Source organism: Thiocapsa sp. (genome assembly GCF_035467215.1).
Classification (GTDB): domain Bacteria; phylum Pseudomonadota; class Gammaproteobacteria; order Chromatiales; family Chromatiaceae; genus Thiocapsa.
Window position 1 is genome coordinate 1 of the sequence record NZ_DATITZ010000175.1, and the last position, 13,569, is coordinate 13,569.

At 65.5% G+C, this 13,569-nt stretch carries 14 protein-coding genes; 5 read left to right on the forward strand and 9 right to left on the reverse strand.

Annotated features, from left to right (window positions below):
• Nucleotides 1–94: 94 nt before the first annotated feature.
• Nucleotides 95–442, reverse strand: coding sequence for a DUF2442 domain-containing protein (locus VLR48_RS09660; RefSeq protein ID WP_325291581.1), 348 nt, complete (start codon nucleotides 440–442; stop codon nucleotides 95–97).
• Entirely contained in the window at nucleotides 397–624 is a 228-nt protein-coding gene (locus VLR48_RS09665; RefSeq protein WP_325291582.1) for a DUF4160 domain-containing protein, read from the reverse strand. The genes VLR48_RS09660 and VLR48_RS09665 overlap by 46 nt, the downstream gene beginning before the upstream one ends.
• Before the next feature lie 215 nt (nucleotides 625–839).
• Here VLR48_RS09665 and VLR48_RS20255 point away from each other — a divergent pair, with 215 nt between their 5' ends.
• Nucleotides 840–1,097, forward strand: coding sequence for a type II toxin-antitoxin system RelE family toxin (locus VLR48_RS20255; protein WP_414718598.1), 258 nt, complete (start codon nucleotides 840–842; stop codon nucleotides 1,095–1,097).
• The gene (locus VLR48_RS09670; protein WP_325291583.1) at nucleotides 1,094–1,465 is read left to right on the forward strand and encodes a helix-turn-helix transcriptional regulator; all 372 of its coding nucleotides are present in this window, start codon (nucleotides 1,094–1,096) and stop codon (nucleotides 1,463–1,465) included. The genes VLR48_RS20255 and VLR48_RS09670 overlap by 4 nt, the downstream gene beginning before the upstream one ends.
• Before the next feature lie 169 nt (nucleotides 1,466–1,634).
• On the opposite strand, the gene VLR48_RS09675 is transcribed toward VLR48_RS09670, so the two are convergent.
• On the reverse strand, nucleotides 1,635–2,978 hold the full coding sequence (locus VLR48_RS09675; RefSeq protein ID WP_325291584.1) for a ribonuclease H-like domain-containing protein: 1,344 nt from the start codon (nucleotides 2,976–2,978) through the stop codon (nucleotides 1,635–1,637).
• 68 nt (nucleotides 2,979–3,046) lie between these two features.
• Nucleotides 3,047–5,473, reverse strand: a complete 2,427-nt coding sequence (locus VLR48_RS09680; RefSeq protein ID WP_414718599.1) for a DEAD/DEAH box helicase — start codon at nucleotides 5,471–5,473, stop codon at nucleotides 3,047–3,049.
• A gap of 413 nt (nucleotides 5,474–5,886) precedes the next feature.
• Between VLR48_RS09680 and VLR48_RS09685 the strand changes: the two genes are divergently transcribed.
• Together VLR48_RS09685 and VLR48_RS09690 are read left to right on the forward strand one after the other, a co-directional pair.
• Complete coding sequence (locus VLR48_RS09685) at nucleotides 5,887–6,771, forward strand: Uma2 family endonuclease (RefSeq protein WP_325291586.1); 885 nt, start codon at nucleotides 5,887–5,889, stop codon at nucleotides 6,769–6,771.
• A 113-nt stretch (nucleotides 6,772–6,884) separates the two neighbouring features.
• Complete coding sequence (locus tag VLR48_RS09690; RefSeq protein ID WP_325291587.1) at nucleotides 6,885–7,898, forward strand: class 1 fructose-bisphosphatase; 1,014 nt, start codon at nucleotides 6,885–6,887, stop codon at nucleotides 7,896–7,898.
• Between the two features lie 77 nt (nucleotides 7,899–7,975).
• Here VLR48_RS09690 and purT read toward each other — a convergent pair whose 3' ends face one another.
• The 3 genes from purT to VLR48_RS09705 all read right to left on the reverse strand — a co-directional run bounded on the left by purT (nucleotide 7,976) and on the right by VLR48_RS09705 (nucleotide 11,415).
• Complete coding sequence (purT, locus tag VLR48_RS09695) at nucleotides 7,976–9,160, reverse strand: formate-dependent phosphoribosylglycinamide formyltransferase (protein ID WP_325291588.1); 1,185 nt, start codon at nucleotides 9,158–9,160, stop codon at nucleotides 7,976–7,978.
• 330 nt (nucleotides 9,161–9,490) lie between these two features.
• Entirely contained in the window at nucleotides 9,491–10,894 is a 1,404-nt protein-coding gene (locus tag VLR48_RS09700; protein ID WP_325291589.1) for a GAF domain-containing protein, read from the reverse strand.
• Nucleotides 10,891–11,415: a hypothetical protein gene (locus VLR48_RS09705; protein ID WP_325291590.1), complete on the reverse strand. Its 525-nt coding sequence runs from the start codon at nucleotides 11,413–11,415 to the stop codon at nucleotides 10,891–10,893. Before VLR48_RS09705 ends, VLR48_RS09700 begins: the two co-directional genes overlap by 4 nt.
• 241 nt (nucleotides 11,416–11,656) lie before the next feature.
• Between VLR48_RS09705 and VLR48_RS09710 the strand changes: the two genes are divergently transcribed.
• On the forward strand, nucleotides 11,657–12,241 hold the full coding sequence (locus VLR48_RS09710) for a hypothetical protein (RefSeq protein WP_325291591.1): 585 nt from the start codon (nucleotides 11,657–11,659) through the stop codon (nucleotides 12,239–12,241).
• 167 nt (nucleotides 12,242–12,408) lie between these two features.
• Here the strand turns inward: VLR48_RS09710 and VLR48_RS09715 are convergent, their stop codons facing one another.
• Nucleotides 12,409–13,104: an SOS response-associated peptidase gene (locus VLR48_RS09715; protein ID WP_325291592.1), complete on the reverse strand. Its 696-nt coding sequence runs from the start codon at nucleotides 13,102–13,104 to the stop codon at nucleotides 12,409–12,411.
• A 165-nt stretch (nucleotides 13,105–13,269) separates the two neighbouring features.
• A partial coding sequence (locus tag VLR48_RS09720) for a hypothetical protein (RefSeq protein ID WP_325291593.1) occupies nucleotides 13,270–13,569 on the reverse strand: 300 nt, incomplete at its 5' end.

The following is a 13,569-nucleotide window of genomic DNA, read 5'->3' on the forward strand; positions in this document are numbered from 1 at the left end:
GTTTCCCCTGTCAACGCTTGGAGCTACGCCTCACGGCATATCCCCCATGACTCGGGGCCGAAACGAATCGCCATTTCTATTTCGTATCGAACTTTCATCGACTACCTCTTGCCAGTTTGTCCTGGCGCATCACAGACCACGTTTTAAACTGTACCAGCTCCTCATACATCCAAGCCGGGTCGAGATCCGCGCCGTTCGGCCAGGTGACAACACCCATTTCAAGACGCGCTTGTTTGAAATAGCTCGGATCTTTGAGCGGTTCGTAAATGCCGCGGTCATGAGCCGAGGTGACCGCCGAGAGATCGGCGACGCCGCTGGTGCCGTCTTGGAAGGTCACCGCGAGGCGGTAGTCGGGCAATATCGACAACCCCTTCACGCGCCAAGGAGCGGCTGGAGTCACTCCAATGGCGCGATCCGTTTCGGAAGCTGCTTCAATTGGCATAGTTTCCAATCCTCCATCAATTCTTCGCGGTGCTCGACGGCCCACTCGATTGTCAGGGCGAGGGCCCGCTTGGGCAATCGTCCACCAATGACTTCGAGCGTGCGGATATCGATCAGCGCTTCGTGCTCGGCGTAAAGGGCATGGAAATAATCCCGAGACCGTTCGAGCGCCTCGTGCAGCACGGCAGATGTGTCTGGACCGTTCGTTGTCGTTGTCGGAATTTCTGAACCGTTGCACTAGAGCTGTCCCGGGAGCTTGGGACGGACCGAAATGCATAAAACCGTGTCCTTGGGATTGGGGTGCTATCTCATGTGCCGGTTGCTCCTCTCGGCTTAGACGCCACCCTGCATGTTAAGCGTTACTTTACAGGCGCCGGCAATCCTTTTAACATGCACTCATGTTCACGTTGCGTTTCAGCAAGCAATCCCAAAAGGTCTTGCGTAAGATGCCGTCCGGGATTGCCACGCGGCTTCGAGCCGAGCTTGACGCCATCGCGATGAACCCAAGCGCTTACCGCGGCGACTGGAAGCCGCTCGCGGGGTCGGATCTGTGGCGCCTGCGAGTCGGCGACTGGCGCGCGATCTGCGACCTGCGAAGTGGCGAGCTGATCTTATTGGCCGTCAAGATCGGACCACGCGGAGATGTCTATCCATGAATGTACAGATTATCGAGCTGAACGGTGTTCCGGCCTTGGCCGTGTTGCCCATCGATGAATGGGAGACATTGCTGGAGCGGCTGGAAACGCTCCAAGATATTGCGGATGCAAAGGCGGCTATGAGCGAGGAGACATTCCCGGCGGCGTTCATCGACCGGCTGCTGGCGGGGGAGGCACCGCTCAAGGTCTGGCGCGAGTACCGCGGACTGACGCTCCAATCCTTGGCCGAAACCTCCGGCACGACCCGGCAAATGCTCTCGATGGTGGAAAACGGCAAGGCGAACCCCTCCGCCGATTTGCTGGCGCGCCTGGCACGCGCGCTCGACTGCGATATGGATGATCTTCATGGCGAGACCCAGCGTCGCTGAGCTGACCCTCCCGACGGCTCCGATCGGCTACGGTGATTTTCCGAGAAGGAACGACCAGCCTGTAGGTGCGAATTTATTCGCACATCCCGGGCGGTAGCGTCGCAGAGCGCCACGGGGCATGCGTGACACGCAGAGCGGTGTCACAAGCCTCTTGGTGTCAGGAGCCCCTTCAAGGTTCGGGTGGCCGGTCGAATGAGATGGACCCGTCGAGGGTTGCGGCCAAGGCGTCCATCAACGCGGATGACCCGCCGTCGCGTGCGTCGAGCTTCGCGTTCAGTCGTGCGCAGCGCCGCTCTTTCAGGGGTCCCGGCGGAAGCTCATGGGCGATCGCGAGGGCGCGGCGCAGATCGCGGGTGCGGTGCTCGTGATACTTCGCAAGCTCCGTGCGCGCCTCCGCGTCGCCTTGCACGGCGAGCGGCTCCCAGATCGCGCGGGCGGAATCCCAGTCGCCGCGTCGACGATACAGACGCGCCAGATCCAGCAGGCCAGCCGGCTCCAACCGACGACGCTCGGACCGGAGCAGCTCGAATGCCCGATCGGATCGACCTTGCGCCTGATGATAGGCGGCGACCGCTCGGACATCCGCATCGAACGCACCCGGATCTGCGAAGACCTCGCTCAGACGCGGGATCAAGGCCGCAAGGGAGAGCAGGTCCCAGCGGTTGTGACGCAGCACGCCGACCAACGGGGTCACCTCACCCGCGCGCAACCAGGCCAGCCAGGCCGCGGGCGCCTCGGAGCCCGGCAGATCGTCTTTACGCTTGAACCCCAAGAGGCGCTGCTCGACGCTGGCCAGACGGCAGTCGGGCCAGATGCGACCGTAGGCGCGGCGCACCGGCTTCAGCAGGTCCAGATGCGGCAGCGCCGGAAGCGGATCGGCTTGGCCGGACAGGCGAAAGCGTGTCGCGAGCAGCGGGATGTCGAAAGACAGGCCGTTGTAGCTGACGAGAAGCCCGGCGCCACTGAGTTCGGCGGCGATGGCTTCAAGATAAGCCGGCTCGGCGTCGAGTCGTGTCAGGAGGTATTGGCGCAGGGTCCATCCGTCGGCTTGTGCGCGCAGCAGACCGGTCATAAAGGCCCAGGTCCCCGTACCGCCGGCCAGGCCGCTGGTCTCGGTGTCCAGACAGACCGGGGCGGCGGCTGCCGGAACCGACCGCCCTCGTTCGAGCTCGGGCTCGAGGCGCGACGCCGGACTCACCCAGCCCGGATCGATCGAGGCCTCCCACATGGCACCATCGAAGGGTCCGATCGAGACCTGACCGTGCCGCTCTCGCGCGGGGATCCGCCGCTCCAGACAGAGCACGCCGGGCGCGATCTCGACCGCGCCGACCGCCTCGGCCAAACGGTCGGCCCCCGGTTCACTCGCGCCACCGGCCCTGGCCTGCCCGACCGAGACCCGACGAATCCGCTCGGCCAGCGAGGGTCGGTCGGTCGGCGACGACGGGACGCTGCCCTGTCCATCCGGGCCAGGACCCGCTCCGCGCAAGCGTTGAAGGCGGTCTTTGAGTGTCATTCCGGGCGATCATTCCGCGACGGCGGAGAGGTCGGGTGCGCGCGGCGTCACCCGAGCGACCGAAACGCTCATCCCCCTGCCCCGCTCAAGAGATCCAGCACCTTCAAGGCGGCTTGACGCGGCGTGACGGCAAGGTCTTCGTCGCCGCGCAAGACCGGCCCGACACAGGCGGGACAGCCGGCGGTGCAGCCACAGCTTGCGACCAGATCGCGTGCATCGCCCACCAGGAGCGGGGCATCGTCATAGAGCGGTGCGGAGAGCCCGACGCCGCCCGGATAGTTATCGTAGAGAAAGAGCGTCGGCTCGAAGCGCTGGCCGGACATGGGGTCGAGGGGCGCGTTGTCCGGTCCGCGCATCTGACCCCGACCCTCGGCACCCACGATGGCGAACCAGGTCCCCTGCCCGTCTCCGACCGAGCGGCCGAGGTCGTGGATCTCGGCCATCGACCGCAATGCGGCGACATGGTGCAGCGCGTAGGCGGCGCCGAGAAAGCCGTCGATCGCCTGCTGGCGGTCCGGCAGCGCGGTCTCGAGCGCGCTCGGCTCGACCTGCCACCAGACCGCGGTGGTGTGCATCTCCTGATCCGGCAGGTCGATGTTGCCGTAACCGATGTTGTCGTGGCTGTAGTAGCGGATCTTCTTGTAGCCGGGATAGCGCCGGACCAGGTGGACCTCGCCTTGCGCCGTCGCGCCCTGGCCTCGGGCACGGCCGTCGAACCGAGCGAGGATCTTGAGCCGGGTGTAGTCGATGGCGTCGGTGTAGTAGTCGGCGCGGGTGCGGGTGACGAACGCCTTGCGGCCGGTCCAGTCCAGACGCTCCACCTGGTAGGGCTGGGACTGGATCATGTAGATGGCACCTTCGTAAAGCGTGCCCGGGGCGCTGCTGTAGTCGACCTCGGCGATGACCGTTTGGGCACCGCCGGTGGTGTCGATCACCACGAAGTTGCCCTCGGCGACCGAGCGCAGGGAGACGGCGTTGGCGGGATAGCTGTCGGCGACCCAGAACCAGCGGTCGCCCTGATGCTGCAGGACACCCTCGTCGCGTAGATAGCTCAGCATCTCGCCGAGATCCTCGGCGCCGAAGGACTCGCCGTCGCGAAACGGCAGCTCGAAGGCGGCGCAGCGCACATGGTCCATGAGGATCAAGAGCTGATCCGGATGGATGCGCGCATGCTCGGGCGATGCGCCGAAGAAGAACTCGGGATGGCGCATCATGTACTGGTCGAGCGCGTCGCTGGTCGCGACCATCACGCCCAGACTGGGCTTGAGCCGCCGCCCGGCCCGCCCCAGACGCTGCCAGGTCGCGGCCACCGTCCCCGGATAGCCGTTCAGGATGGCGACATCCAAGGCGCCGATGTCGACCCCGAGCTCCAGCGCCGAGGTGCTGACCACCAGATCCACGGCACCGGCACGCATGGTCTGCTCGGCGCGGCGGCGCTCGCTCGGCAGATAACCGCCCCGATAGGCGAGGACGCGGGCCGGCTTGCGCGGATCACGATCGAAGACATCCTTCAGATATTTGGTGATGACCTCGACCATCAGGCGCGAGCGCGCAAAGACGATGCTCTTGAGGCCCAGCTTGGCCGCCGTGCGCGCGATCCGCGTCGTCTGGGAGCGGGCCGATGCACGGATGCCGAGATCCGGGTTGATGACCGGCGGGTTCCACAGCAGAAGATGACGCTCGCCCTGCGGCGCGCCCGACTCGGTGATGGCCGCGACCGGCCCGCCGCAGAGACGCTCGGCCAGCTCGGCGGGATTGGCGATGGTGGCGGAGGCGAAGATGAAGGTCGGCTCAACGCCATAGAAGCGACAGACCCGGAGCAACCGCCGAAAGACGTTGGCGACATGCGAGCCGAACACACCCCGATAGGTGTGCAGCTCGTCCACGACGATGAAGGCCAGCCCCTCGAAGAACTGCGCCCATTTGGTGTGATGCGGCAGGATCGCCTGATGCAGCATGTCCGGATTGCTCAGCACGATGTCGCCGCGCGTGCGCACCGCCTTGCGGGCATCGCCGGGCGTGTCGCCGTCGAAGGTGAAGGCCTTCACGCCCGGTCCGCCGGCCGCCTGGATGGCACGGCTCAGCGCCATCAGCTCGGCCGCCTGGTCTTGGGCCAGTGCCTTGGTCGGGAAGAGATAGAGCGCCTTGCGGCCCTGCGAGAGCACCGCATCGAGCACCGGCAGGTTGTAGCAGAGTGTCTTGCCTGAGGCGGTCGGCGTAGCGACCACGAAGTGCCGCCTGGTGCGGGCCAGATCCCAGGCCTCGCGTTGATGGCTGTAGAGCTGCGCGCGACCGTCGGCCCGCAGCGCCTCGGCCAGCGAGGGTGCGAGATCGTCCGGGAGATCGCGCCAGCGCGCGGGACGCGCGGCCTGAGTCGACTCGCCGGCGATCCGTCCCCGATAGCCCTTGAGCAGGCGGGCCTTCAGACGCGTAACGGGTTGAGCCTCGGACGGCGCCGTCTCGACGAGCGTCTCGTCACGGGCAGCGTGGGTCAGTGGATCCGAAAGAGGCACGCTGTCGATTTCGCTCGAGGGGGTTGGCTGATGGGATGCGCCGGATACGGCACGGGATGCATTGAACGACGATCATCACCCGGACATCCGGATCCTGCAACCCCGCCGGTTCGGTTGATGTCGATGCAGGCGCGCCGGACTCGAAAACTGCTAACCTATTGGACAATCGAAGATGATCGCTTTAAACCGCGCCCGGTGCGGTATGCGTCGTTTGTTGGATGGGCTTCACCGCGCTAGCTCCTACAACTGTCGGAGCTGGCGCGGTTTAAAGGATTCAAAAAAATATTAAACTTCAAACCGCGTCACCACAAAGATCGGAAAAATTCTTGAGCCCGATACAACACGAAAATGACGCATTTCACTCTGGACGCAGTTTAACGGAGGTCGATGTCGCCATGTCCACGCGCGCAGCCGCTCAAGCCGAGCAGCACCCACAGACAGATGCCACAGACGGCGTTCAACCCGTCTCGCAGGCGGGTCGCTTCGTCACGGAGGAGGAGTACTGGCGCGACTACTACTTCGAATCGGACATCCATTACGAATGGAACAACGGTCGCCTGGAGGAGAAACCCGTGTCCGATTACGGCACCTATCTGGTCTATGCCTGGTTCACGCTGCTCCTGCAATACTTCCTGCGCGCCCGGCCGATCGCCAAGATGGTCGCACTGGAGATGGGGTTCAGGCTGCCGCTGCCGACCGGGACGGTGATCCGCAAGCCGGACTTCGGCGTCGTGCGCAACGACAACCCACAGCCGCTGTTGTATTTCGACGCCTCCTATCACGGCGTCTTCGATCTCTGTGTGGAGGCGCTGTCCGAGAGAAAGCCCGCAGGTGTCGTGCGCGACACGGTGACCAAGAAGGCCGAATATGCCGCAGGCGGTGTCAAGGAATACATCATTCTGCACCGCGAACCCGAGTGTCAGGCCTTTTACACACTGACCACGGCGGGTGTCTACGTCCCCATTGCACCCGATGAGGGCGTGATCTACTCCCGCGTCCTGCCCGGTCTTCAGTTCCGGCTGGATGATCTGATCGCGCAGCCTTCGCTCGAGGAGATGCGTCGCGACCCGGTCTACGCCGCATTCGTTCTGCCGGGCTGGCGCGAGGCCGAGGAACGTGCCGAGGCGGAAGCTCAACGAGCCGAGGCGGAGGCCCGACGCGCCGAGGCCGAGACCCAAGCACGCATCGCGCTCGAGCAGCGTCTGGAACAAGAGATTCAGGCGCGCAAGGAGGCCGAAGAGGCGCTCGCGCAACTCCGGGCGCAACGGCCCGAGCGCTGATTGTCCAGACCCGCCTTTTCGCACCCCTGCGCCGGGTTTATGGCAGGCCCCGAAAACCCTATACTGCCGATTGCTTAAAAGCGCTCGACGAGCACAAAACCCAGAGGACATCCATGCACAACGGCACGACCATCACCCAGTTCATCATCGAGGAGCAGCGTCACGTGGCCGGCGCCACGGGCGATTTCACGTCCCTGCTCAACGACATCGTCACGGCCTGCAAGGTCATCAGCAACATGGTGAACCAGGGTGCCCTCGTCGGGGTACTCGGGAGCGCAGAGAGCGAGAACATCCAGGGCGAGACCCAGAAGAAGCTCGACATCCTCACCAACGAGGTCTTCATCAAGTCCAACGAGTGGGCGGGTCACCTCGCGGCCATGGCCTCCGAGGAGATGGACACCATCTACGACATCCCGGCCAAGTATCCGCGCGGCAAATATCTGCTGACCTTCGACCCGCTCGACGGCTCCTCGAACATCGACGTGAACGTCTCGGTCGGCACCATCTTCTCGATCCTGCGCATTCAGGGCGGCGACGGCGCGCCGAGCGAGCGTGACTTCCTCCAAGCCGGCACCCAACAGGTCGCCGCCGGCTACGCGCTTTACGGTCCTTCCACCATGATGGTGCTGACCACCGGCAAGGGCGTGAACGGCTTCACCCTGGATCAGAACATCGGCGAGTTCATCCTCACACACCCGAACATGACGATCCCGGCCTACACGCGCGAATTCGCGATCAACGCATCCAACATGCGCTTCTGGGAGCCGGCGGTGAAACGCTATGTCCAGGAATGCCTAGACGGGAAGGAAGGCCCGCGCGGCGAGGACTTCAACATGCGCTGGATCGCCTCCATGGTCGCCGAGGTGCACCGCATCCTCACGCGCGGCGGCGTCTTCATGTATCCGATGGACAGCAAGATGAAGTCCAAGGGTCTCGGCGGGAAGCTGCGTCTGCTCTACGAGGCCAACCCCATGTCCTTCATCGTGGAGCAGGCAGGCGGCGGGTCCATCACGGGCACCGAGCGCATCATGGATCTACAGCCCGAGTCATTGCATCAACGGGTCCCGGTCATCCTGGGCTCGAAGAACGAGGTCGAGCGCATCCTGGGTTACCACGACCAAGCGTAAAAGCCGGTGCGGCGGATCCCGTTCGCAGTCCTCCGCGCGACTGCGAACGGCGATCCGGCACGGTAATCCCTACCCTCTCAAGCCAGCTCGATCTCGACCGCCTCCGCAACTCGCCTAGCCTTCTCCCGAGCCTCATCCAGCGTCTCACCGCGCGCCAGCGCGACACCCACGCGACGCTTGCCGTCGACCTCCGGCTTGCCGAACAGACGCAGGGCGGTGTCCGGCTCCGCGAGCGCGCGATCCAGACCGCCGAAGCGCAGATCCCGCGAGCGACCCTCCGCCAAGAGCGCCACCGATGCCGAAGGCCCGAGCTGCCTGATGTGCGGCACCGGCAGACCCAGGATGGCGCGCACATGCAGTGCGAACTCGGAGAGATCCTGCGATATCAGCGTCACCAAACCGGTATCGTGGGGACGGGGCGAGACCTCGCTGAACCAAACCTCGTCGCCGCGCACGAACAACTCCACGCCGAAGATTCCGGTGCCGCCGAGCGCATCGGTCACGGCGCCGGCGATCTCCTGCGCACGCGCCAGCGCGCCGGCCGTCATCGGATGCGGCTGCCACGATTCGCGGTAGTCGCCGTCGATCTGCAGATGGCCGATCGGCGCGCAGAAGCTGGTCCGGCCCCCGTGACGCAGGGTCAGCAAGGTGATCTCGTAGTCGAAGGCGACGAAGCCCTCCACAATCACCCGGCCCGATCCGGTACGCCCGCCCTGCTGCGAGTAATCCCAGGTGGCCTGCACCTGCTCCGGGCTGCGCACGGTGCTCTGACCCTTGCCCGAGGAGCTCATCACCGGCTTGACCACGCAGGGCAGACCGATCGCCTCGACGGCGGCACGGTAGCCGGCCTCGTCATCGGCAAAACGATAGGGCGAGGTCGGCAGGCCCAACTCTTCGGCGGCCAGCCGGCGGATGCCCTCGCGGTTCATCGTCAGATGCGCGGCGCGCGCCGTGGGCACGACATGACGGCCCGCGGCTTCGAGCTCCAACAAGGTCGCCGTGGCGATCGCCTCGATCTCGGGGACGATCAGTGCTGGATCCTCTTCCGCCACCAGCGCAGCCAGGGCGTCGGCATCCAGCATGTTGACGACATGGCTGCGATGCGCGACCTGCATCGCCGGCGCGCCCGGATAGCGATCCACGGCGATCACCTCCACCCCGAGGCGCTGCGCCTCGATCGCGACCTCCTTGCCGAGCTCGCCCGAGCCGAGCAACATCATGCGGGTCGCGCCTGCGGCGCCGGGTGTTCCGATCCTGGTCATGCGTGTGCTCCCGGTTTGGCTTCGGCGGGATGATATACCGAGGGGACCTGAAATTTAGCCGCATGGAACGAAACACCCGAAGGATCGGGGCACGCGCGGCAGGCGACCCGGCGATCGCTTCTCCCGTCCGGCGCCGCCGCCTAAACCGCGTCCAGTGCGAGATGCTCAACCTCGAGTGAGCTCAACGACTGCTGCATCCACGATGCTTAGCAGAGACGCGGTTTAAAACAATATATTTTTTAAAATCTTAAACCGCGCAGACTCCAACGTTCGTCAAGTCTGCCGGAGCCGATCCCATCCACAAACCTCGCATACAACGCCGGGCGCGGTTTAAGCGGACACTTCGACAAGCTGCAGCGGCCGGCTCACGACCAGGCGAAAACGCCCGCGGCCGGTCTTCTCGATGGCCAGCAACGGGCAGCGCTCCGCGAGCCTTCGCTGCAGCAGGATCAGGCGCGCGTCCAGGTTGTCGGTGACCTCGGGCAGCCGCAGCGACGCATCCAGACGCAGCTCGCGATTCGTGAAGTCCGCGCGTCCCGACTCGGCGTGCTCGCGCAGGAGCTTCCAGCAAATCGCCCCGGCCACGCCCTTGATCAGATATTCATTGTCGACGAACAGACTGTGGTCGTGCGGGAAGTGCCGAATCTGGATCGGCCCGCCCGATGTCTCGACGCCGGAAGCGGCTGTCGATCGAGCTGCGGGCAGGGTTGCGGGCACATGGGGCCCGACGGACGCCGGGAAACACACGGGGTGTAGCTCGAAGGCTAGGTCCGCGGCCCGCGCGAGCCCGTCGATGGAGAGCGCCAGATGGGACGCGAGGACCACGAAGGCGTCCTCGTCCTGATAGGTGAAGCGTTCCTCGACGGGGCTCTCGACGTAGAGCACACCGAGCAGCCGGTCGCCGTTGAGCAGGGGCACGGCCAACTGGCTGCCGGCATCCGCGAGACCGGGGAACGGGATCTCGGTCTCCAGCACACCGCCGTCGGCGCTGTCGGCGAAGTGCCGGCGGGTCGCCTGGCTGTAGCGGTATTCCTGGACCACGTAGCCGATACGAATCGGGGTTCGGGCCCCGGCGGCGACGCCGACGATGCCCTCGCCGACGCGCACCTCGGAGCCGACGCCCGACTCCGGGTAACCGCGGCTGGCGACGGTATAGAGACGCCGCTGATCCGGATCCAGCATCAGCAACATCGCATGGTGGACATCCCAGTGCTGCGCCAGGCCCGCCAGCGTGACCTCGAGCAGTTGGGCCAAGTCGGTGCAGCGGGCCAGGGCGACGACACAGGCACGCAGTCCGGCCAGCAGATCTGCCGGCGGCGACGGCTGCAGGAGCGCATCGCCGGGCATGGCCTCGACGCGCAGCACCCGAAACAGGTCCGCACCGAGCAGGCGGAACACCTTGCTCATCCCGGTGTGGGAGGCGATGGCGGCGAGCCGCGCCTTCATGTACTCGAACAGCGGGCCCTCGGTCTCGGTGCACAGATACTCGAGGTGCAGGTGGTAGAGGGCGGCACTCGAGGGGTCGATCACCTCCACCGTCGCCCGGCGCCGATGCAGCAGGTTCTCGCGAGTCTTGTTGAAAAACTGATAGGACAGGGCGACGTGCCGATCGTCGACGAAATGAACCTGCGACAGCTTGGCGACATTGGGCGTGCCGTCCGCGGCGCAGGTGGCAATGGTCGCCGGCACGGCACCTTCGAAGCAGGCCCGCAGTGCGCCCAGCGGCACCGTCATGGCCGCGGCTCCAGGCGCCAGCCGGCCCGCGGCCCGGGGGTTTGGTCGAAGAGCAGGGTCGGGGAGAAGGCCACGGCCACCGCGTCCTCTCTGCTCGGAGCCACCAGCGCATGGGAGAAGGCCGCCGAATACCCCAAGGCGATGAGCTCGGCTGCAAGGGCGCTGCCGCTCGCGCGCATGCGCTGACGATCGGTCGGTCCGAGCGGTTCGAGACGCGCCTCCGGGGCCTTGAGCTGCAGTGTCTCGTGGGTCTTGGGGCGACTGAACACCACCGCGACGGGTGCGCCTGCAGCCAGGTCGCGCAACAGGGATTCGGCCGTCCGCGTCGGCACGAGCACCACGACCTCCCGACGATCCTCGGCGACACGGCAACCAAAGGCGCGGGCAAGGGACGGCACACCGACGGCATCGTGTGACGCCACACTGATGGAAACCGGGCCGAGCAAGAACACGACCCGGGCTTGATCGAGCAGCGGGCAGTCGGACGACAACGGAGCGGTCACCATCTGGGGCATCGACATGGGCCGGTCACCAAACGCGGCGGATATGCCGGGATTCTACAAGCTTGGCGACGACTTGCCAGCGCCTGCCTCGCAGCCCGTCTCCGGGCGATCTCCCGAACCCCGGCCGGATCCGCGAGCATCCGCGGGTTAAGGAACTTTTAGCAATCCGTTAGCGAAGACTTAGCAACGCGCCGCGGGGCTGGGGACTAGCCTTCCAATTGTCCCTATTCCCCGCCATTCACCGTTGGAGGTGATCCCGATGAACGCTCGCAGCATCGCCCTGTCCATCCTCGTCCTGACTCCCCTCTCGGTCACGGCCGACCCTTGGGGCATCAACGCCGAGCCATTCGCCGATTCGACGCCTCCGCTCGTCGAGCCCGTCGCGAGTTCGTTCACCGACTCGGCCATGTCGGACCTGAACGACCCGACCCGGGTCATCGAACGCGGCCGCTACCTGGTCAAGGTGAGCGGCTGCAACGACTGCCACACCGAGGGCTACATGCAGGGCAACGGTGAGGTCCCGACCGAGCAATGGCTCACCGGCAGCGCGGTCGGATTCCAAGGCCCCTGGGGCACGACCTACCCGACCAATCTGCGGCTGCTGCTCAACGAGCTGACCGAGGCCGAATGGCTGGTGCGGGCGCGGGAGCCGAAGCGTCCGCCGATGCCTTGGTTCAACCTGAGCGCGATGACGGACGCGGACCTGGTTGCGATCTATCGGTTCGTGCGATCGCTGGGAGCGGCCGGCGAGCCGGCGCCCGTCGCGGCGGCACCCGGCGATGCGGTAGCCACACCCTACTTCGACTTCGTCCCGAAGGCCCTCTCCCACGTTGTCACACGGTAGGATGATTTCCGGGAATCATCGTCCCGACTGCGCATGCCCGGAAGGACCGAAAGGGCCGTAGGTGCGAATTTATTCGCACACACACCGGTTTCGCCTGCGAGGCGCTCGGCGACGCCACCGCTTGCGCTGTGCGAATCAATTCGCACCTACGGGATGGTCGTTCCGGTTCAAGCTGCGGGGTTCGCATCGGCATCGGCCAACGCCGCGATCAGCTCGGGTCCCTCGTTGCGGACATTTCCCACCGCCCGAGAGACCGGGTGTATCGTAAGCCGCTCCGCCGGACAAGGCATGAGCAGCTCCGAGAGCCGAGCCGGGTCGGTTGCGCGATCGAGCCAGGCGTCCACGACCTCGGGCGCCAGAATCACCGGCATCCGGTCGTGCAGCGGTTGGATTCGGGGATTGGCCTCGGTCGTCACGATCGTGAAGCTGTCGATCACCTCTGCGTCCGCGGGTCGGATCCAGCGCTCCCAGAGACCGGCGAAGGCCAGGATGGCGCCGTCCGGGGCATGGATGAAGTAGGGCTGCTTGCCGTCCGGGCGCTTGGCCCACTCGTAGAAACCGTCGGCGGGAACAATGCAGCGCCGCGCACGATAGGCGGCTCGAAAGGCCGGCTTTTCGGCCACCGTCTCGGCGCGGGCGTTGATGAGTCGGGCGGCGATCGTCTCGTCTTTGGCCCAACTCGGCAGCAGGCCCCAGCGCAGGCTGTGGAGGACCCGCTCCCCGCTCGGACGCTGCCGGATCACCGGCAGCCATTGCATCGGAGCTGCGTTGTAGCGCGGGGCGAGGTCCTCGATTTCGAGTGTGGCGCCGAAGAGGTCGGCGATGGCATCGGCCGGACTGTGCAAGGCGTAGCGTCCGCACATGGGCGGGGCCTCCTCCGGATCGGGTCTCGGGTATCGGGTTTTTCGGACGCCCGTGCTGCAGCCACGGTCGTTTGAGATATTCGGTCGACCTCGGGTGATTTCCGGGAAAGGCACGACCCGGATGTAGGGGCGACTTTAGTCGCCCATAGCTGCTCGAACGTCTGCTCACGACCGCAGCAACCCCCGAGCGCGCACCACGACCGCGTTTCGCGGCGTCCCCGGCCCATTCAGATCATAGACGCTGACGGCAAGATACCTGGCTTGCCACGGCGCTTCGAGATGGCGGGCGTTCTCGAGCATCGCTTCGACGAGTTTGTAATCGTGATAGCCGAGGTTGCGGTCGACGGTATAGTGCCGGGCCAGCTCATTGAAGGCGGCCTGCTCCCGAGTGCCTTGAAAGTAGGCCAGCGCCTTGCGTGCGGCAACGTCTCGGTCGACGCCGATGGCAGTAAAGATCTCGCCGAG